Below are 18,794 nucleotides of genomic sequence, written 5' to 3'. Positions count from 1 at the left end.
CCGATGTATTAACCCACTGGCAGGCCACGCCCGCCGCGCATTTCGACACCTGGAAGCTGTACCGCAAAGAGTTTTATGTCGGCGCGCTGGGCGCAGCCACCATCATCGCCGTCACCTTTGTCTGGGCGGTGCTGCTGATGCGGCAGGTCAAACGGACGCGCCGCACCAAAGCGCTGCTGCGCCAGGAAATTCAGCTGCGCGATCGCCTGATCAATGGTCCGCCGCGGCCGTTTTATGTGGCCTCGCTGGATGGGATGATCGTGCACACCAATCCGGCGTTTACCCAGTTTTTCACCCCGGAAGAGCAAACCCATCTGGGCTATTCGCTGTATGACTGTCGCCATCCGCTGTACCACGTGTGGCAGCAGATCGACAAAAACATCCAGCCCGGCGACATTCCGGAAGAAGCAGAGTTTGTTATTGATGACGGGCGGCAGAAGCGTCACATCCGTCACTGGATGACGTCGTATACCGGCGATGAAGTCGGCAGCGGCGGACTGATTTGTGGCTGGCAGGATGTTACCGACTACCTGCAATTGCTGGAAGATCTTTCGCTGGCACGCGAAGCCACCGAACTGGCCAGCCAGAGCAAAAGCGACTTCCTCGCCACCATGAGCCATGAAATTCGCACGCCGCTCAGCGCGGTGATTGGCCTGCTGGAACTGCAGACGCAGGAAGGCCGCGCCGATACCGAACTGATTCGCGTCGCGCACGAAGCGGCGGTCAGCCTGATGGATATCGTCGGCGACATTCTCGATATGGCGAAGATAGAGTCCGGCCGCATGACGCTGCAGCCGCAGTGGGTCAGCCTGCATGCGCTGGTGCGTCCGGTGATCTGTGCCTTTGACGGCCTGGCGCGGCAAAAAGGCATCAACCTGAACCTGATGCTGCCGGTCGGCGATGACGATCTGTTTTGCGATGCCAGCCGCGTACGCCAGGTGCTGTCTAACCTGGTCGGTAACGCCGTCAAGTTCACCGATCAGGGTGAAGTAAAGGTGACGGTGGGTCTGACGCCGCTGGAGAGCCATACCGAGCTGCGGATTCAGGTGGCTGATACCGGACGCGGCATCGATAAAGCAGCGCAAAATGCGCTGTTCCGCCCGTTCGAACAGGCGGGCCTGTCGGATAACGCTGGCACCGGACTGGGCCTGTTTATCTGCCAGGAGATTACCCGCCTGATGGGCGGCAGCATTTCTCTGGAGAGCGAACCCGGCGTCGGCACGGTATTGAACGTCGCCGTGCCGGTCAGCGTGCGTGATATCGCTACCCCGCTGCCGTCTCCGGTCGCAGAACTGTTGCCCGTTGCGCCGCAGGTCGCGCTGAATGTGCTGATCATTGACGATCATCCGGCCAACCGCCTGCTGATTTCGCGTCAGCTGACGCTGTTAGGTCATAGTTTCCGGGAAGCCAACAACGGTGAAGAAGGCCTGGCGCAGTGGCGGCAGCAGAAGCCGGACGTGATCATTACCGATTGCAATATGCCGGTGATGAACGGTCTGGATATGACGCGCAACATCCGCCGGGAAGATAAGCACACCTATATCATCGGTATCACCGCCAACGCGCAACAGTCGGAGCGTCAGCGCTGCCTCGAAGCGGGCATGAACGAGTGCGTATTCCGGCCGGTTAAGCTGGCGCAGTTAACCACCATTCTGAGCCAGATTCACAGCGCCAGCGCGCTGTCGGTCGGTGATGATTTTTCTGACTGGGTGGATATTGCCGAAATCGAGAAATATATGCCCAACAGCCCCGGCGCGATCGCGGATTTTCTCGACATCGTGATTAATGAAGCACGCACCGATCTGACGCAGGCGATTGACGTGGTACAAAGCGGCGATCTCGCGACTGCCGCCAGCCTGTTTCATCGCATCACCGGATCGCTGCGCGTCACCGGCATCCGTCAGCTGACGGAGCAGTGCGAAATGCTGGAAGAGCTGGCGGAAATGCAGGAAGACAGGGAAATTATCCTGCTGCATTTGCGGGAAGCGCTAACGCTGGTGGACAGGATGGAAGCCTCATTGCGTCAGCAAACCACACCCGCCCAGGCCGGCGCGCACTGATTGCACGTCGTCAGGCGTTTTTGATCAGCTTATGCAGCAACGGATGAGTAATCTGCTCAAACATCCCGGCGTTATTGAATGCCCGCGCCGCCAGCATCGCGCCGTGCACGCTGGCCATCAGCGTTTTGGCTTCGTTTTCAGCGCTGTCGCTGAGCTGGAAAACGCCGCTGGCGGCGCCTTTGCTCAGCTGGCGCGCTAACCAGCCGGAGAGATCGCTGAAGTGGCCGCTGACTTCCGTAGCGACATCCGGCGGCAGCGTGGGCATTTCCGCCGCCAGCATCGCGCAGATGCAGAAAGGCGAAGTTCCCTCTTTAATGCAGTGCGCCCAGTAATCGACGTAGGCCTTCACTTCGTTCAGCGGATCGTTGATCTGTTCATCCATCGCCTGCATGCCCGCCTGCGCCTCAGCACGATATTCCACCACCACCGCTTTCACCAAATCGGCTTTGCCGGGAAAATGGTGGTGGATGCTGGCCTTGCGGATATCCACCTGGGCGGCAATATCGGCATAGCTAAAGCTTTTATAGCCTCCGGCGGTGAGCAACTGGCGGGTGCAGGCCATGATTTCGCGGGCTTTAGAGGAACGGGCAGTCATAACGCAATCCGGTAGAACAACAGAGATCGGTCAACCTACTGGCAGGCAGGGAAGAAGTCAAGCCAGCGGCCTGACGGGCAGCGCGCACTTTTTTCATTTTTTCAGCAATATTTTCATCGCTGATTCGTCTACCTCATCACCAACCCTGTTTATTACCGTAATGAGGAACCCCAATGAGAGATTTTGACAGGCATCAGCATCCCCGTGGTCACCGCTTTGGTCATCACCGCATGGCGAAACCGCTGCTGCTCGGCGTGGTGCTGTTTGCTGCCCTTGGCCTGCTGGTGATGTCGCTGTGGAATGCGCTGCTGCCGGAACTGACCGGCGTAAAAAGTATTGGCTTCTGGCAGGCGCTGGGACTACTGGTGCTGTGTCGCATCCTGTTCGGCGGACTGGGCTTCCATCCCGGTATGTTTGGCATGGCGCGTCGCCGCATGCATGAACGCTGGATGCAGATGACCCCGGAGCAGCGCGAAGCCTTTATGCAGCAGCGGCGCGAGCGGTTTGGCGGTCGTGGTCATCATGGCGGACGCTGTGACTGGCACGATCGCCGCAGCCAGCGTGACGATCCGCGCCCGCCCGCGGACGATGCGCCCGCCAAATCCCCGGATGCAGAGTAAACAGCATGCCGCAGGATTCGCGGCTGCTGGCGGCCATCAGCGCCTGCCGCACTAAGCTCAGCGCCTTTATTCGCGGCCGCAGCGAGCGGCACGATGAGGCCGAAGATATCCTGCAGGAGATCAGCTGGAAACTGCTGCAGGTGGAACAGCCGGTGGAGAACGTCAGCGCCTGGCTGTTTCGCGCCGCGCGCAACGAGATAACCGATCGGTCACGAAAAAAACGCGAGCTCTCGCTGTTTAACGCCGCCGGGGACGAAGACTTTCCCGAGGATGAAATTGCCGAAACGCTGTTTGGCGTGGCGCAGACGCCGGAGGATGAGTATCTGAAAACGCTGCTATGGGAAGAGCTGGACGATGCGCTCGCGGAACTGCCTGCTGCGCAGCGCGAGGTATTTGAAAAGACCGAGCTGCTCGGCTTCAGCTATCAGGATCTGGCCGCCGAAAGCGGCGACAGCGTGCAGGCGCTGCTGTCGCGCAAACATAAAGCGGTTCTGTTTCTGCGCACCCGGCTGCGCAGCCTGTACGACGAACTCACGGCCTGACCTGCGTAACCCGATAGCCAAACGGCCATCGGGTTGCGTGCTTTACCACCAGGCCGCGGTGGGCTGCGGCTGTAACAGATCAATGCCCTCGCCCAGCATCGGCAGACACAGTGCAACCTGATGCTCCGCCGCCAGCTGGACGATTTGGGTAAATGGATCGTCCCAGCGGTGAAAAGCTAAATCAAAAGCCGCGTTGTGAATCGGAAACAGCCAGCGCGCGTTGAGGTCCTGAAACGCGCGCAACGTGTCCTGCGGCAGCATATGAATGTCGGCCCAGCGCTTATCGTAAGCGCCATTTTCCAGAAACGCCGCATCAAACGGGCCGTATTTCCGGCCAATCGCTTTGAAACCGTCGAAGTAACCGGAGTCACCGCCAAAAAACAGGCGGAACTGGTCAGAAATCAGCGTCCACGAACACCACAACCGTTTGTTGCTGTCGAACAGGCCACGGCCGGAAAAGTGCTGCGACGGCGTCGCGACAAAATGGATGCCGCCGATATCCCGCGACTGCCACCAGTCGAGCTGGATGACTTTCTCAGGCGCAACGCCCCACTTAATCAGCAAATCGCCGACGCCGAGCGGCGTGAGAAAGTGCTTCACCCGATCTTTCAGCTGCATGATGGTGTGGTAATCGAGATGATCGTAATGGTCGTGCGACAAAATAATGCCTTCGATCGGCGGCAGATCGGCCACGGCAATTGGCGCTGGCTGAAAGCGCTTTGGTCCCAGTCGCTTAAAGGGCGACGCGCGCTCGGCGAACACCGGATCGGTCAGCCAGAACTGGCCATTGATCTTCAGCAACAGCGAAGAGTGGCCGAGGCGAAAGACGCTGTTGGGCGCGGCCTGTGCCAGCGCGGCGGCCGTGATGGGCTGCACCGGCAGCGCGGCCGGCGGCTGGGTATCTTTCGGTTTATTGAACAGGAAATCCCACAGCATTTTGCGGTAGTCGCCAAAGCTCAGCGACTGACGCGGCTGGACATTGCGAAACTTTTTGCCATCAAACTGGGCGGAGTGCGGATACTCCCTGATTGCCCCCCGGCAGAGGCTGGAACCCTTCAACATAGCGCGGATACCTCGAAAATGAGAAAGCTGGCTGGCAGCAGCGGTAAACATCTGCGGCTACGTTAACCGTTTTATGCCGCGCGCGTCCTCACATTACGAGCCATCGCACAACCGGTAACGCAGAATTTCGCTGCCGGTGTGGCCTTTCCCTGGCGGATGACAGGGCGGTAGCAGGCAGGTAAAGTAACGCTTTTGCATGATTTTACGAGGGAAAATGAACACGCTTTTCGTTTACGGCACGCTGCAGCCGGGCCAGTGCAATGCGCATATCCTGGAAAACATCGGCGGTGAGTGGCTGGCAGGGACGGTCGCCGGCACTTACTATGCCAACGGCTGGGGCGCGGCCGCCGATTTTCCCGGCATCGTACTTGATGAGCACGGCGCGCGCGTGCCGGGTTATCTGTTCATCTCGGATCGGCTGGCGCTGCACTGGCCGATGCTGGATGAGTTTGAGGATGGTTACGAGCGGGTGCCGGTCGAGGTCACTACGTCCGACGGCCAGCAGCGGACGGCGTGGATTTATCAGCTGCAGCCACAGCAGGACACCGCGCGCTAACCTCGCACCTCGCCTACACTGATCCTCACCGGACTGTGAGGAGAAGCCATGATCACCATTTGTACCGCCTGCGGCACGTCTTATCAGCAGCAGCAACCTGCCCTTACGCAGTGTCGCATTTGTCAGGATGAACGCCAGTTTGTGCCGCCCGGCGGGCAGCAGTGGATCGATCAGTCTGCGCTGCGCGCCTCGCATCAAAACCAGTGGCAACAGCTGGAGCCCGGGCTGCTCAGCCTGCAAACCGTACCGGATTTTGCCATTAACCAGCGCGCCATTGTGCTGCAAACGCCGCACGGCAATATCCTGTGGGATTGCATCGCCCATCTGGATGACGCCACCGTCACGCTGCTGCGTGCGCTCGGCGGCCTGCACGCCATCGCCATCTCCCATCCCCACTATTACAGCACCATGCAGGACTGGGCCGACGCCTTCGACGCGCCGGTGTATCTGCACGCCAGCGACAGCGAGTGGATTATGCGTGCATCGCCCCGTCTGCAGCCCTGGCACGGCGACAGCTGTGATCTGCTGCCGGGCGTGCGGCTGTTACGTCTGGGCGGCCACTTTGCCGGCGGCACGGTGCTGCACTGGGCACACGACGGCGGCATGCTGCTGAGCGGCGATATTTTGCAGGTAACGCCCGGTGCCAGTGCGGTTTCGTTTATGTGGAGCTATCCCAATATGCTACCGCTGGCCGGCGCCACGGTGACAGCCATGCTGCAGCGGTTGCAGGGCGTGAAGTTTATGCGCCTGTACGGCGCGTTTGCCGGCCGCGAAATTCTCGCGCGTGCCGATGAGGCAGTACAGCAGTCGGGTCGTCGCTATCTGGCCTGTCTGCAACATCCACAGCCGTAGCGCTTACACAGCCGCGCTGGATAAATACCAGGCGATCGCACCGCGCACGGATGTACAGACGTCTGGACGTATACTATAGTCGGTTTCCTGCAAACATAAGGAAACCTGCAAACAATGAAAAAAACATGGCTTACCGCCCTGCTGGCGGCCTCTGTCACCCTGCTCAGCGCCTGTGACAACCACAACGACAACAAAATCAAAGTGGCGATCAATACCGGACCGGATGAGGCGCTGTGGCAGACCGTGAAGCAGGTGGCACACGATAAATATCAGCTCGATGTCGATGTAGTGGCGTTTAACGATTACGTACAGCCGAACGAAGCGCTGTTCAATAAAGATGTGGACGCCAATGCGTTCCAGAGCCTGCCTTATCTGGAGATGCAGTCCAAAGAGCGCGGGTATAAATTTGCCGTCGTGACCAATACCTTTGTGTTTCCGATTGCCGGTTATTCACGCAAAATTAAATCACTGCAGGATCTGCCGGATGGCGCTACCGTGACCGTGTCTAACGAAGCGACCACTCTGGGGCGTAGCCTGCTGCTGTTGCAGGCGCAGGGCCTGCTGAAGGTGAAACCCGAAGCCGGTCTGCTGCCGACCACGCTGGATATTACCGACAACCCGAAAAAGCTGAAGATTGTGGAAGTGGATACGCCGCAGCTGGCGCGCACGCTGGACGATCCGCAGGTTTATCTGTCGATCATTAATAATAATTTTGCCGCGCTGGTGAATTTATCCGCCTCGCGTGACGGGATGTTTATGGAAGGCAAAGCGTCGCCATATGTGAATGCGATTGTGGCGCGCGAAGATAATAAAGACAGCCCGAACGTGCAGAAGCTGAAAGAAACGTTCCAGTCACAGCCGGTGCTGGATAAAGCCAACGAGATTTATAAAGGCGATATTATTAAGGGTTGGTAAGCGTATGCGGTCGCTATTAATCGCAACCCTGCGGCAATTACGGTCGCCATAAATGGCGACCCTACATCAATCGGGGTCATCATTAATCGCGAACCCGCCGCAATATTGTAGGGTGCGCATTCATGCGCACCTGGACCTGTCCCACCCCCACAACGTCCCCGCTCCCCCATCCCATTTTCTGCCAGCCAGTCCGCTTCTGCTGCTGTCTGAATCGTCTACACTTCAGGTTGAAAAAGGCGCAGCGGTGTAAAAATGGCGTAAAAATTTGGCCGATTGGTATAAAAATCGTGTACAAAAAAACGCCAACCCCTACCGATTACGCCGCTGAAACGCTATCTTCGCCAGCATAAAAGTGGGTGATTGCGACACGCCAGTGCGGTTGATGGCGCTCGCCCTTTCTCCCTGAAAAAACAGGAAATGTATGAGTCAATCAGAGAAACAGTCTCTGCCTGCTGGCATGCTGGCCGCCGCCGGCATCGTGTTTGGTGATATCGGTACCAGCCCGCTGTATACCCTCAAAGAGTGTCTGTCGATTTTGCCGGACGGCGCGCCGTCGGCGCTGGCGGTGATGGGCTTTCTGTCGCTGATATTCTGGGCGCTGACGCTCATCGTCACGCTGAAATATGTCTGCTTCGTGATGCGCGCCGACCACGACGGCGAAGGCGGCATTCTCACCCTGATGTCACTGGCACGCCGCAACGTTGGCCGCAAAGCCGGTCATATCATCGTGCTGGCCGGTCTGATTGGCGGCGCATTTTTCTATGGGGATGGCGTGATCACCCCGGCCATCTCGGTGCTGTCGGCCATTGAAGGGATTCAGGTGGTCTCGCCCGGGCTGGAAAAATATGTGGTGCCGCTGGCGCTCACCATTCTCGCGCTGCTGTTCATTATCCAGAAACACGGCACGGAAAAGGTCAGCCGGGTGTTTGGCCCGGTAATGTTTGTCTGGTTTGTGGCCATCGGCGCACTTGGTATACGCGGTATTCTGCTCAACCCGGAAGTGCTGCACGCGCTCAGTCCGTCCTATGCGCTGACCTTCCTGCTCAGCCACAAAGCGCTCTCGCTCGCGGCGATGGGCATGGTGGTGCTGGCGGTGACCGGCGCGGAAGCGCTGTATGCCGACATGGGCCACCTGGGCAAAGCGCCGATTCGTCTCGCCTGGCTGGTGATCGCCATGCCGGCGCTGATACTGAATTACTTCGGCCAGGGCGCGCTGGTGATCGCCGATGCGCAGGCGCTGAACAATCCGTTCTTTAATCTGGCTCCCGGCTGGGCGCAGATTCCACTGATTGTGCTGTCAACGCTGGCCACGGTCATCGCGGCGCAGGCGGTGATTTCCGGCGTCTATACCCTGACGCATCAGGCCATTCGCCAGGGCTTTTTACCGCCGATGCGCGTCATTTTTACTTCGCATACCGAGTCCGGGCAGATTTACATTCCGGTGGTGAACTGGCTGCTGTTCACCGCCGTGATGCTGATTGTGCTGGCTTTCCGTCAGTCGTCGGCGTTGTCCTCGGCGTACGGCATCGTGGTGACCGGCACCATGGTGATCACGGCCTGTCTGGCGGGCGTGGTGGCGCTGCGTAACTGGCGCTGGCCGCTGCCGCTGGCGCTGTTGTTCCTGCTGTGTATGCTGGTGGTTGACGTGCCGCTGTTCATCGCCAACCTGATGAAACTGCTGTCTGGCGGCTGGGTACCGGTGCTGCTGGCGCTGACCATGATGGGATTGATGCTGATCTGGAGCAGCGAGCGTAACCGCCTGATTCGCCGTTTGAATAACGATCAGGACGGTTTACTGGCGCTGATAAAATCGCTGGAGAGCAATCCGCCGAACCGCGTCGAAGGCACCGCCATCTTCCTCGCGCGTAAGGAGTTTGAAATTCCCCAGGCGCTGTTGCACAACCTCAAGCATAACCGCGTGCTGCACCGCCGCGTGGTGCTGTTGCATATCCGCACCACTGACACGCCGCGCGTCTATAACCAGCAGCGCATCAGCATTACGCAATTGTCGCCGTCGTTCTGGCAGGTCACTGCCGCTTACGGCTGGCGTGAAGTGCCGTCGATGGCCGAGATTCTGCATCTGTGCGGACTGGAAGGTTTTGGCTGCACGGTGAATGAAGCGTCATTTTTTACCGCACACGATACGCTGGTGATGAAAAAACGCCGCGGTCTGGCGCGGGTGCGCGGCGGGATTTTTCACTTCTGCCAGCGCAACGCGCTGCGCGCCCATGAACAATTTCATATTCCGCCCAATCGGGTGATCGAACTGGGCGGCCAGCGCGAGTTTTAAGCCGCAGGGCCACGGATGGCCGGATTTGCCCGCACATGACGCACCGACTTTTTTTAATGGCAAATGTAAGCAGATGAAAAAATATTAGCGAAACATTACCGGAGTTGTGGCGGAACTTTTCTTAACATCTGATTAGCAATTAAAGCTAAAACGCATAACCTCAAAAGGTGTTTATTAACCCTACCGGCATGATGATTCACCGTGCGCTTTGCCGGAATGTATAAACCAATAAACAACGATCTCAGGATCGGTTAATTCACTTCCGGCGCTGTTGTTATTTTTGAGGAGTAAGACCATGAAAGCGTTAATTAACGATGTGATTTCCATTTTTACGCCGCAAAATGTTAAACCGGTTTTAATTCGCGCCGATTTGACGCACCGCGAATTATCTTCAATCCATCCGGCGGGTGTGACCTCCGTAAGCTGGGCCACGTCAATGGAAGAGTTAACAGACGCCATTGTGAAAAAAGCCCAGGCGGCCGGAGCCGTCGGTTATCACATTACCGACGTTGAATCGCATGAGCCGGGCCACGACGGCCAGCACGTGATGGCGGCCACTGCCACGCTGTATCACATCAATGACAAGGTGGCTTACGGCTGATGCTGGGATTAACACGTTTTTCTGTTATGGCCTGCCCGTCATTTCCGGCAGGCTTTTTTCATTAAAATAGGCGGCGAGAAAATCGAGAAAAACTTTAATACGCTGCGATTCTGCGGCGCGTTGCGTATACACCGCCCAGATATTGGCTTCCTGATACCACTGCGGTAATACTGCCACCAGCTCGCCCGTGGCCAGATACGGCGCCACATCCCACGCTGAACGCAGCGCAATACCATGCCCCTGCAACGCCCAATGCAGAATCACCTTGCCGCTATTGGAAGAGTAATGGCTGTTCAGGCGACACAACACCTGCTGCTCGCCATTGGTCAATGCCCAGTTACCAAATGAATTATCGCGTTCATTAATGATCAGACAGCTGTGATGAATTAACGCATCCAGCGAATCTGGCATACCGGCGCGGGATAAATACGCCGGCGCGGCACATAAAATGCGCCGGTTAGCAATCAGCCGGCGGGCAATATAAGAAGGATTGAGATCGTCGCCAACGCAGATTTCTACATCCGTGCCGCTCTGTAGCAGGTCGAATGCCCGATCGCTTAGCATCAGTTTAATATTCAGCGACGGATGCTGGTGAATAAATGCCGAAACCGCATCCGATAAATAGTCCTGACCGAAACCAAACGAGCAGCCGACGGTAATTTCCCCGGTCAGCTCGCCGCGCCACTGACGGAAATTATTGAGAAAGCCATCCATTTCCTGCACTACCTGCAGCGCGCCCTCCAGCGCTTTTTCACCTTCCGGCGTCAGGCGCATCACGCGGTTAGTGCGGAAAAACAGCCGCGTCTCCAGCTGTTTTTCCAGAATGGCGATGCGTTTACTGATGTAAGACGGTGACTGACCCAGCTCAATCGCCGCGCGGCCGAAACCGTCATGCCGCGCCACGCTGATAAACACGTACAGGTCTTCAATCGACGGCCAACCCTGTAACGGCTTCTGATAACTTTTTCCGGCAAGCAGTATTTTCATAACAGCACATGGTGAGTGAACGCCACGTGGTTATAACACAGATCCCAGGAAGCGCTGAAGCGAGTGCAGAAACCGCTCTGGCACCTCTTCCTGCGGTGAATGGCCGCACGGTAACGCCCCGCCCTGCACCTGGAGCGCCTTGTCCTGCCAGGTGTGCACCACATCATACAGCTGACCGACCGCGCCCTTTTCGCCCCACAACAGTAACAACGGGCAGGCAATGCGCCGGTCGCTGTCAGCGGCATCGTGTTGCAAATCGATGCTGGCGGCAGCGCGATAATCTTCACATACCGCGTGGATCATCGCCGGATCCCGATAGCAGCGCAGATAATCTTCGAATATCGCCGGTTCGGTCGCGCCCGGCGTTTTCAGCTGGCCATCTATGTGTTTACGCAGAAAGAACGCCGGATCGTGACCAATCATGGTCTCCGGCAGCGGGTGCGGCTGAATCAGAAAGAACCACCAAAAGTAGCGCGTGGCGAACGCCTGATCGGTCAGCGCGTACATGGTGGCAGTGGGTGCGATATCGACAAACACGCAGCAGCTGACTTTCTCCGGATGATCGAGCGCCAGCCGGTGCCCGACGCGCCCGCCGCGATCGTGGCCGACAAACGCCACGCGCTGCAGGCCAAGCGCGTCGATCAGCTGACTGATATCCTGCGCCATGCTGCGTTTGGCATACGGCAGATGTTCAGCGTCACTGGCGGGCTTGTCGCTGTCACCGTAGCCGCGCAAATCCGGCAGGATCACCTGATATTGCTGCGCCAGCTGCGGTGCGATTTTACGCCAGGCCAGATGATTTTGCGGATGGCCGTGCAGCATCAGCAAGGGCATGCCCTTGCCGCCGCTGGCCACGCGTAGCGTAACGCCATTATCCAGCGTCACATCCTGCAGGGTAAAACCGGCGATAAACGGCGACGGGCCGCGGTCGATAATCTTACTCATGGTTGCTCCCTGGTGCGCTGCAGCCACGGACGCTGCGCAAAGTGCTGCGCTTCAAACTGGCTGATATCCGCTTCATATTGCAGCGTCCAGTCCACCGCGCTGCCGCCACCGATCAGCATTTCGCGCTTCAGGGCACTGACCGTAAAGTGAATCACTTCATCCGCGAACTGAATGGTTTGCTGCTCCAGCGACACGCTGATGGTGTTGCGCTGCGCATCGGCGGCCACCGCGCTCAGACGCTGATAATCCGCCTCGCTCAGACTCAGCGTCAGCACGCCGTTACGCTGGCAGTTATCGTCAAAAATGCCGGCGAAGCTGGTGCCGATAATCGCGCGGATGCCCAGCTGATTCAGCCCCCACACCGCATGTTCGCGGCTGGAGCCGCAGCCAAAATTGGCGCCGACCAGCAAAAACGTCGCGTTCTGCCAGCCCGGCTGATTGAGGATGAAATCAGGGTTTGGTGCACCGTCGGCCAGAAAGCGCAGGTCAAAGAACACGCCGCGGTCCAGCCCCTGCCGGTCAATGCCTTTGAGAAACTGCTTGGGCATAATCACATCGGTATCGATGTTAGCAGCCGGCAGCGGTGCCAGCTTGCCGGTGATGGTAGTGAAAGCTTGCATATTAAACCCCGGATTGCAGATAGTGACGAACATCAACCAGATGGCCCGCCAGCGCAGCGGCGGCGACCATCGCCGGACTCATTAAGTGAGTACGCGCGCCCGCGCCCTGACGGCCGGCAAAGTTACGATTGGTGCCCGATGCGCAGCGATCGCCCGGTGCCAGCACATCTTCGTTCATCGCCAGACACATTGAGCACCCCGACTGACGCCACTCGAAGCCAGCGTCGATAAAGATGGCCGCCAGCCCTTCCGCCTCCGCCTGCTGCCGCACCTGGGTTGAGCCCGGCACGATGATGCCGCGCACGTGCGGCGCGATTTTGCGGGTACCAATCACCGCTGCCGCAGCGCGCAAATCTTCAATGCGCCCGTTGGTGCAGGAGCCGATAAACGCGTGGGTGATGGCAATGTCGGCCAGCGGCGTGCCGGCTTGCAGCCCCATGTAGTGCAGTGCATTTTTCATCGCCTGCTGTTTCACCAGATCGGGTTCGTCAGCCGGATTAGGCACGTGGCCGCTGATGGCGCAGGCCTGATCCGGGCTGATGCCCCAGGTGACTTTCGGTTCCAGATCGCTGCAATCAATGGTCAGTTGCCGGTCAAATACCGCATCATCATCGCTGCGCAACGTGCGCCACTCGGCCAGCGCCTGCTGCCACAGCTCGCCCACCGGCATTTGCGGTTTGCCGGCAATGTACGCGTAGACCTTTTCATCCGGCGCGATAATCGCCCCGCGCGCACCGGCTTCCACCGCCATGTTACACAGCGTCATACGCCCTTCCATGCTCAGCGCATCAATCGCGCTGCCGGTAAACTCAATCGCATACCCCGTAGCGCCGGATGCGCCAATCTGTTCGATCAACGCCAGCACGATGTCTTTGGCGGCACAGCCAAACGGCAGCTCACCGGTGACTTCAACGCGCATGGTTTTCAGCGTGCGATAAATCAATGTCTGTGTCGCCAGCAGGTGCTCGATTTCCGAGGTGCCGATGCCGAACCCCAGCGCGCCAAACGCCCCGTAAGTGGTGGTATGGCTGTCGCCGGCGGCAATCACCATCCCCGGCATCACCAGCCCCTGCTCGTGTGCCACCACATGTTCAATGCCCTGTCGCGGGTCAAGCACGTCAAACAGCTCAATGCCAAAGTGCTCCGCATTTTTGCGGAAGTAATCGACCTGCAGCTGACCGCCTGCGTCGGTCATCGCCGCATCGCGCACTGGCCGCGTCGGGTTCACATGGTCGACGTTGAGTAGAATGGTGGCCGGATGGCGCACGCGACGCGACCGGTCGCGCAGACCGCTAAACGCCTGCGGGCTGGTGTATTCATTGAGGATTGACCGGTCGATGTAGAGCAGCACGTGCCCCTCATCGTCCAGGTGACGTACCACATGCTGTTCGATCAGCTTTTCATACAGGGTTTTGCCCGCCATGCTCATGTCCACGCGAAAGTTAAACAAGTCATCAGAGACCTTAGGGTAAACCCATTCGGCGTCAGATCATCAACACGCTCCGTGCAGTGATAGTGCATGATTTGTCATCGCGCCGGCGGATTTAATTTGACCTAAGTCGTGCCCGTGGTTATAAATAATAACCGCGCTCCGTTAGCGGATATATTGTTGCTTTTTCCCGCACTGCTTCTGTATTCCTGCCGTTTATTTCGCCATCCCGCTTTTATGAAAGTTAATTAATTGCCATCAATAGTTAATTAACTAAAAACAAGTTAATCTTTTCGTAACAATCTTTTAATTTGCCAACCGAATTTTTAACGTTCATCTGCAAAGAATAAACAGGACTGGCATGACTCAGACCAAAAAACTTGTGTCCGCGCTTTCGCTGACGGCACTGCTTGTCTCTTCAGCGGTTCACGCTGAGAACGCACCAGAAAAAACCGACGTGCTGCTGATTGGCGGCGGTATCATGAGCGCCTCGCTCGGTACCTGGCTGCAGGAGCTGCAACCGGGCTGGAAACAACTGATGGTTGAGCGTCTCGACGGCGTCGCGCTGGAATCCTCCAACGGCTGGAATAACGCCGGTACTGGCCACTCTGCCAACATGGAGCTGAACTACACGCCAGAGCGTGCAGACGGTTCCATCGATGTGAGCAAAGCGCTGGAAATCAATGAATCGTTCATGATTACCCGCCAGTTCCTGACCAGCCAGGTACAGCGCGGCGTGCTGCACGATCCGCGTTCGTTCATCAACTCCACCCCGCACATGAGCTTTGTCTGGGGCGACAAAAATGTCGAATACCTGACCAAACGCTATGCGGCGCTGCAGAAAACCACCCTGTTCCAGGGCATGAAGTTCTCTACCGATCACAAACAGATCGAGCAGTGGGCACCGCTGGTGATGGAAGGTCGCGATCCGAATCAGAAAGTGGCCGCCACCTGGACGCCGGTGGGTACCGATGTGAACTACGGTGAAATTACCCGTCAGTTGATCGGCAGCCTGCAGAAAGATCAGAACTTCAAGCTGGAAACTTCCTCTGAAGTCACCGATTTCAAACGCAACAGCGACAACTCCTGGCACGTCACCATCAAAGACGTGAAGAGCGGCGCAAACCGTGAAGTGGATGCGAAATACGTATTCATCGGCGCGGGCGGTGCGGCGATTAAGCTGCTGCAAAAAACCGGTATTCCTGAAGCCGATAACTACGGCGGTTTCCCGGTGGGCGGTTCGTTCCTGATGACCGAAAACCCGGAAATCACCAGCCGTCACCTGCAGAAAGTGTATGGTCAGGCTTCCGTAGGCGCACCGCCAATGTCGGTACCGCACATTGATGCCCGTAACCTCGACGGTAAAAAAGTGGTGCTGTTTGGGCCGTTCGCCACGTTCTCGACCAAATACCTGAAAAACGGTTCGCTGTTCGATCTGCTGAGCGCTACCACCACCAGCAACTTCATGCCGATGACGCACGTGGGCATCGATAACTTTGACCTGGTGAAATACCTGATTGGTCAGGTGATGCTGAACGATGATGACCGCTTTGCCGCGCTGAAAGAGTACTACCCGAACGCGCGTAAAGAGGACTGGAAACTGATTCAGGCCGGCCAGCGTGTGCAGATCATCAAGAAAGATGCTGAGAAAGGCGGCGTGCTGAAGCTGGGTACCGAAATCGTGACCGATCAGCAGAAAACCGTGGCGGCCCTGCTGGGTGCTTCACCGGGTGCATCTACTGCGGCACCGATCACCCTGAACGTGATGCAGAAGCTGTTCCCGCAGCAGTTCGCGTCACCGGAGTGGCAGCAGAAGATCCGCGCTATCGTGCCAAGCTTCGGCCAGAAGCTGAACGGCAACACCGCGCTGACCCAGCAGGTATGGGATAACACCGCATCCGTGCTGCAGCTGACCAAACCGCCAGTGATTAACATGGACGATCAGCAGTCGGCACCTGCGCAGGCCAAACCGCGCGAAGAGTCCGCGAAGCAGGATATGGCGCTGTAACAGGCCATCGCTGAGTCAATCGAACCGATGCCGGTGCGCGAGCCATCGCCCACCGGCATTTTTTTGTCTGAGGATTGGCTGAATGCTGTGTCAGACTTCACCAGTGTTACCGCTGTGAGATGCCCTGTGGTTCCGCGTCTCTTCCCACTGACTTTAATGATGCAGCGTGCTAAAATTGAACTTCTGACGGGAGATTAATTATGAGCAGAAATGCATCTCTGAGTATTGCCAGCCAGATCCAGAATTTAGCGAAGGCTAACCATATCACCGCAGAGCGTGACGGTGTCAGCCTGATGGCTGCTGCGATTACTCATCTGGCAGGCGACAGAGTAGAACTGGATTACGTTGAACAATTGCTGGTTAATCTCAAAAGAAAAGGTGTGCTGACTAAAGCAGAAACGCTGAAGCTTCAGGGTTCTTATCTGCAGGAAAAACGTGAGCACAAGCAGAACTTCAGCGCATGACGTTTGATCCTTTCAGCGATTTTTCTACTCAAAACGCTCTATCAAAGCTATACGTCATCTTCCCGATTGCCTCATCCACCAGCAAAGCCAGAATAAATACGGTTCAGTCGCTATAGCGGGTCGCTATTAATAGCGACCCTACATGATACAATTTAAGGGTGAACTTTCTTCGTAGGGTGCGCATTCATGCGCACCTGGAAAATAATTACGACTTAACGTAATCCGAATAGGCATTTTGCAGCGCGATGTGGTCGGCAATATATTTCGCATCGTGCCACACGCCGTAAATAAACGACGACGCCCGATTGACCAGATTGGGCAGTCCAAGGAAATAAATACCGCGCTCGGCAGAAATACCGCGCTTGTGGAATGGCAGGCCCTGTTCATCAAACGCATCCACCTGCAGCCAGCTGAAATCAAATTTAAACCCGGTAGCCCAGATAATGGTGCTGATGCCCGCCGCCTGCACGTCCAGCTGCATCAGCGGATTTAACAGGCATTCCGGATCCGGCAACAGCTCCCACGCCTGCGGCTCGGCCGGTAAATCCAGCCCGTTGCGTTCTATGTACGCATCCGCATCGCGCAGCACCTCGAAATAAGCTCTGTCACCTTCGGCGATATTCTCTGCCAGCCCCGGCTCAAAGCGCAGCACGCCGTTATCCCAGCGCTCGGTGATGCCGACCAGCGTAATGCCCATATGGGCCAGCCGGCGGAAATCCACGGTTTTACCGCCTTCATAGCCGCTGACGGCAAAGGCCACGTGCTGTTTCTTCGGCTTGATTTTCACTTCGTCCCACAGCCCCAGCGCGCCAAGCCACCAGCAGTAATCACGGTCGCGATAGGCGCGTGGCGGGCGGTAGTGCTCACCGACCGACAGAAACACCTCGCGGCCGGCCTGACGCAGCTCCTCGGCAATCTGGGTGCCGGACGCACCCGCACCCACCACCAGCACCGCTCCGGGCGCCAGCTGCTGTGGATTCTTGTACGCCGATGAGTGGATCTGCTGCGGCACCGCGCCTTCAGGCACGATGGCCGGGAACGCGGGCTTCTGAAACGGCCCGGTGGCAGCCACCACATTGTCCGCGTCGAATACTCCCACTGACGTCACCACCCGGAAGCCGCTGCGTCCGGGCAGCCGCGTTACCTGCTGTACCTCAACCCCGGTGCGCACCGGCGCGTTGAGCATCTTTGCGTAATCCTCGAAATACTGCGCCATGCGCTCTTTCGGCGGAAACGCCTCCGGCGAAATGTTATCAAACTTCAGCGAAGGAAAGCGGTCGTGCCACGCCGGACCGTTAGCCACCAGCGAGTCCCAGCGTTCGGAGCGCCAGCGCTCGGCAATGCGGCTGCGCTCCAGCACCACGTGCGGGATCTGCATCTGCGCCAGATGTTCGCTCATGGCGATACCCGCCTGGCCCGCTCCGACAATCACGGTATTGATTTTTTCTACTGACATAGGTCATCCCCGAATAGTTGGCATGCCACCAGCGCGGCGCAAATATTGCGCCGCTGGCGATTAACACCAGGTTGTCATGTTTAACGGCGGCTTAATGGCACAGCGAAATTAATGCCCGGCCTCAACGTTTAATATTTTTCCCAGCCCGAAAAACTTATTGGCGATAATTAACATCGCGGCGGTCACCACAATATAAATAACCGACAGCGCCGCCAGCGTCGGGTCGGCAAATTCACGCACGTAGTTGTACATCGCCACCGGCAGCGTCTGCGTCGCCTGGGTGGTAATAAACAGCGAGGCGGTAAATTCATTGAATGAGAGAATCGCGGCGAACAGCCAGCCACCAAACAGGCCCGGCAGAATCAGCGGCACGGTAATGGTCCATACCACGCGCAGCGGCGATGCGCCGAGGCTGGCCGCCGCCAGTTCTATCCGCTGCTCGAGATTTTTCAGCGATACATAGACGCTGCGCAGCACGAACGGCAGCACCAGCACCACGTGGCAGAAAATCACCAGCGCGTAGCCGCGTCCCAGGTTGAGCTGCGACACCAGCATCAGCAGGCCGAGGCCAATGGTGAAATGCGGAATAAACAGCGGTGACAGCAGAATGCTCTCCAGCACCTGTTTGCAGGGAAAGCGATAGCGCTCAATGGCAATCGCCAGCGTGGCACCGATGATCACCGCCAGCGTTGACGCCCATGCTGTGACAATCAGTCCGGACCAGAAGCCGTGACGAAAATCGTCGTAGCTCAGCGCCCGCTCAAACCAGCGCAGCGACCAGCCTTTCGGCGG

Annotated in this window: 18 protein-coding genes; 10 read left to right on the top strand and 8 right to left on the bottom strand. The window is 57.6% G+C overall.

Annotated elements, in window-relative coordinates; all coding sequences use genetic code 11:
* Nucleotides 1–2,060 (top strand): response regulator (locus tag FT726_RS21485; protein ID WP_346303409.1); only part of this gene is annotated, 2,060 nt, incomplete at its 5' end.
* A gap of 10 nt (nt 2,061–2,070) precedes the next feature.
* On the opposite strand, the gene FT726_RS21480 is transcribed toward FT726_RS21485, so the two are convergent.
* Nucleotides 2,071–2,655 (bottom strand): TetR/AcrR family transcriptional regulator, encoded by a 585-nt coding sequence (locus tag FT726_RS21480; RefSeq protein WP_346303408.1) that lies wholly within the window; start codon nt 2,653–2,655, stop codon nt 2,071–2,073.
* Between the two features lie 173 nt (nt 2,656–2,828).
* On the opposite strand from FT726_RS21480, the gene FT726_RS21475 reads away from it, so the two are divergent.
* Together FT726_RS21475 and FT726_RS21470 are read left to right on the top strand one after the other, a co-directional pair.
* Nucleotides 2,829–3,275 carry a hypothetical protein gene (locus tag FT726_RS21475; protein WP_150059052.1) on the top strand — a complete coding sequence of 149 codons (447 nt, stop codon included), beginning with the start codon at nt 2,829–2,831 and terminating at the stop codon, nt 3,273–3,275.
* 5 nt (nt 3,276–3,280) lie between these two features.
* Nucleotides 3,281–3,817, top strand: a complete 537-nt coding sequence (locus FT726_RS21470) for an RNA polymerase sigma factor (protein ID WP_288422515.1) — start codon at nt 3,281–3,283, stop codon at nt 3,815–3,817.
* A gap of 42 nt (nt 3,818–3,859) precedes the next feature.
* Here the strand turns inward: FT726_RS21470 and FT726_RS21465 are convergent, their stop codons facing one another.
* Nucleotides 3,860–4,879: an MBL fold metallo-hydrolase gene (locus FT726_RS21465; protein ID WP_346303407.1), complete on the bottom strand. Its 1,020-nt coding sequence runs from the start codon at nt 4,877–4,879 to the stop codon at nt 3,860–3,862.
* 214 nt (nt 4,880–5,093) lie between these two features.
* Between FT726_RS21465 and FT726_RS21460 the strand changes: the two genes are divergently transcribed.
* The 5 genes from FT726_RS21460 (at nt 5,094) to FT726_RS21440 (ending at nt 10,093) form a co-directional block, all read left to right on the top strand.
* Nucleotides 5,094–5,435 carry a gamma-glutamylcyclotransferase gene (locus tag FT726_RS21460; protein WP_150059055.1) on the top strand — a complete coding sequence of 114 codons (342 nt, stop codon included), beginning with the start codon at nt 5,094–5,096 and terminating at the stop codon, nt 5,433–5,435.
* A gap of 48 nt (nt 5,436–5,483) precedes the next feature.
* Nucleotides 5,484–6,287, top strand: a complete 804-nt coding sequence (locus tag FT726_RS21455; RefSeq protein WP_282996316.1) for an MBL fold metallo-hydrolase — start codon at nt 5,484–5,486, stop codon at nt 6,285–6,287.
* 114 nt (nt 6,288–6,401) lie between these two features.
* Nucleotides 6,402–7,202 (top strand): MetQ/NlpA family lipoprotein, encoded by an 801-nt coding sequence (locus tag FT726_RS21450; protein ID WP_346303406.1) that lies wholly within the window; start codon nt 6,402–6,404, stop codon nt 7,200–7,202.
* A gap of 421 nt (nt 7,203–7,623) precedes the next feature.
* The gene (gene kup / locus FT726_RS21445; protein WP_215800960.1) at nt 7,624–9,492 is read left to right on the top strand and encodes a low affinity potassium transporter Kup; all 1,869 of its coding nucleotides are present in this window, start codon (nt 7,624–7,626) and stop codon (nt 9,490–9,492) included.
* A 295-nt stretch (nt 9,493–9,787) separates the two neighbouring features.
* Complete coding sequence (locus FT726_RS21440; protein WP_021509483.1) at nt 9,788–10,093, top strand: DUF1471 domain-containing protein; 306 nt, start codon at nt 9,788–9,790, stop codon at nt 10,091–10,093.
* A gap of 24 nt (nt 10,094–10,117) precedes the next feature.
* Here FT726_RS21440 and FT726_RS21435 read toward each other — a convergent pair whose 3' ends face one another.
* The 4 genes from FT726_RS21435 to leuC are packed head-to-tail and all read right to left on the bottom strand — an operon-like array spanning nt 10,118 to nt 14,068.
* The gene (locus tag FT726_RS21435; RefSeq protein ID WP_152390809.1) at nt 10,118–11,080 is read right to left on the bottom strand and encodes a LysR family transcriptional regulator; all 963 of its coding nucleotides are present in this window, start codon (nt 11,078–11,080) and stop codon (nt 10,118–10,120) included.
* Nucleotides 11,081–11,110: 30 nt separating this feature from the next.
* Nucleotides 11,111–12,025 (bottom strand): alpha/beta hydrolase, encoded by a 915-nt coding sequence (locus tag FT726_RS21430; protein ID WP_346303405.1) that lies wholly within the window; start codon nt 12,023–12,025, stop codon nt 11,111–11,113.
* Nucleotides 12,022–12,645: a 3-isopropylmalate dehydratase small subunit gene (leuD, locus tag FT726_RS21425; RefSeq protein ID WP_058775054.1), complete on the bottom strand. Its 624-nt coding sequence runs from the start codon at nt 12,643–12,645 to the stop codon at nt 12,022–12,024. Before leuD ends, FT726_RS21430 begins: the two co-directional genes overlap by 4 nt.
* 1 nt (nt 12,646) lies before the next feature.
* Entirely contained in the window at nt 12,647–14,068 is a 1,422-nt protein-coding gene (gene leuC / locus FT726_RS21420; RefSeq protein WP_141496130.1) for a 3-isopropylmalate dehydratase large subunit, read from the bottom strand.
* A gap of 367 nt (nt 14,069–14,435) precedes the next feature.
* Between leuC and mqo the strand changes: the two genes are divergently transcribed.
* Together mqo and FT726_RS21410 are read left to right on the top strand one after the other, a co-directional pair.
* Nucleotides 14,436–16,082 (top strand): malate dehydrogenase (quinone), encoded by a 1,647-nt coding sequence (mqo, locus tag FT726_RS21415; protein ID WP_021509488.1) that lies wholly within the window; start codon nt 14,436–14,438, stop codon nt 16,080–16,082.
* A 200-nt stretch (nt 16,083–16,282) separates the two neighbouring features.
* Nucleotides 16,283–16,546, top strand: coding sequence for a hypothetical protein (locus tag FT726_RS21410; protein WP_104187249.1), 264 nt, complete (start codon nt 16,283–16,285; stop codon nt 16,544–16,546).
* Between the two features lie 205 nt (nt 16,547–16,751).
* Here FT726_RS21410 and FT726_RS21405 read toward each other — a convergent pair whose 3' ends face one another.
* Nucleotides 16,752–18,002 carry an NAD(P)/FAD-dependent oxidoreductase gene (locus tag FT726_RS21405; RefSeq protein WP_346303404.1) on the bottom strand — a complete coding sequence of 417 codons (1,251 nt, stop codon included), beginning with the start codon at nt 18,000–18,002 and terminating at the stop codon, nt 16,752–16,754.
* A gap of 108 nt (nt 18,003–18,110) precedes the next feature.
* A partial coding sequence (locus tag FT726_RS21400; RefSeq protein WP_346303403.1) for an ABC transporter permease occupies nt 18,111–18,794 on the bottom strand: 684 nt, incomplete at its 5' end.

Source organism: Pantoea sp. Morm, from assembly GCF_016643525.1.
GTDB classification, from domain to species: Bacteria; Pseudomonadota; Gammaproteobacteria; order Enterobacterales; family Enterobacteriaceae; genus Pantoea; species Pantoea dispersa.
Note: the sequence above shows the minus strand (reverse complement) of the source record. Positions and strands in the feature narration are given on the sequence as shown.

Bases quoted from the DNA above. Each gene is read 5' to 3' on its own strand.
- FT726_RS21430 (WP_346303405.1), bottom strand. From the start codon at position 12,025: ATGAGTAAGATTATCGACCGCGGCCCGTCGCCGTTTATCGCCGGTTTT.
- FT726_RS21410 (WP_104187249.1), top strand. From the start codon at position 16,283: ATGAGCAGAAATGCATCTCTGAGTATTGCCAGCCAGATCCAGAATTTA.
- FT726_RS21405 (WP_346303404.1), bottom strand. From the start codon at position 18,002: ATGTCAGTAGAAAAAATCAATACCGTGATTGTCGGAGCGGGCCAGGCG.
- kup (WP_215800960.1), top strand. From the start codon at position 7,624: ATGAGTCAATCAGAGAAACAGTCTCTGCCTGCTGGCATGCTGGCCGCC.
- FT726_RS21435 (WP_152390809.1), bottom strand. From the start codon at position 11,080: ATGAAAATACTGCTTGCCGGAAAAAGTTATCAGAAGCCGTTACAGGGT.
- FT726_RS21450 (WP_346303406.1), top strand. From the start codon at position 6,402: ATGAAAAAAACATGGCTTACCGCCCTGCTGGCGGCCTCTGTCACCCTG.
- FT726_RS21475 (WP_150059052.1), top strand. From the start codon at position 2,829: ATGAGAGATTTTGACAGGCATCAGCATCCCCGTGGTCACCGCTTTGGT.
- FT726_RS21470 (WP_288422515.1), top strand. From the start codon at position 3,281: ATGCCGCAGGATTCGCGGCTGCTGGCGGCCATCAGCGCCTGCCGCACT.
- leuD (WP_058775054.1), bottom strand. From the start codon at position 12,645: ATGCAAGCTTTCACTACCATCACCGGCAAGCTGGCACCGCTGCCGGCT.
- FT726_RS21455 (WP_282996316.1), top strand. From the start codon at position 5,484: ATGATCACCATTTGTACCGCCTGCGGCACGTCTTATCAGCAGCAGCAA.
- FT726_RS21440 (WP_021509483.1), top strand. From the start codon at position 9,788: ATGAAAGCGTTAATTAACGATGTGATTTCCATTTTTACGCCGCAAAAT.
- leuC (WP_141496130.1), bottom strand. From the start codon at position 14,068: ATGGCGGGCAAAACCCTGTATGAAAAGCTGATCGAACAGCATGTGGTA.
- FT726_RS21460 (WP_150059055.1), top strand. From the start codon at position 5,094: ATGAACACGCTTTTCGTTTACGGCACGCTGCAGCCGGGCCAGTGCAAT.
- FT726_RS21480 (WP_346303408.1), bottom strand. From the start codon at position 2,655: ATGACTGCCCGTTCCTCTAAAGCCCGCGAAATCATGGCCTGCACCCGC.
- mqo (WP_021509488.1), top strand. From the start codon at position 14,436: ATGACTCAGACCAAAAAACTTGTGTCCGCGCTTTCGCTGACGGCACTG.
- FT726_RS21465 (WP_346303407.1), bottom strand. From the start codon at position 4,879: ATGTTGAAGGGTTCCAGCCTCTGCCGGGGGGCAATCAGGGAGTATCCG.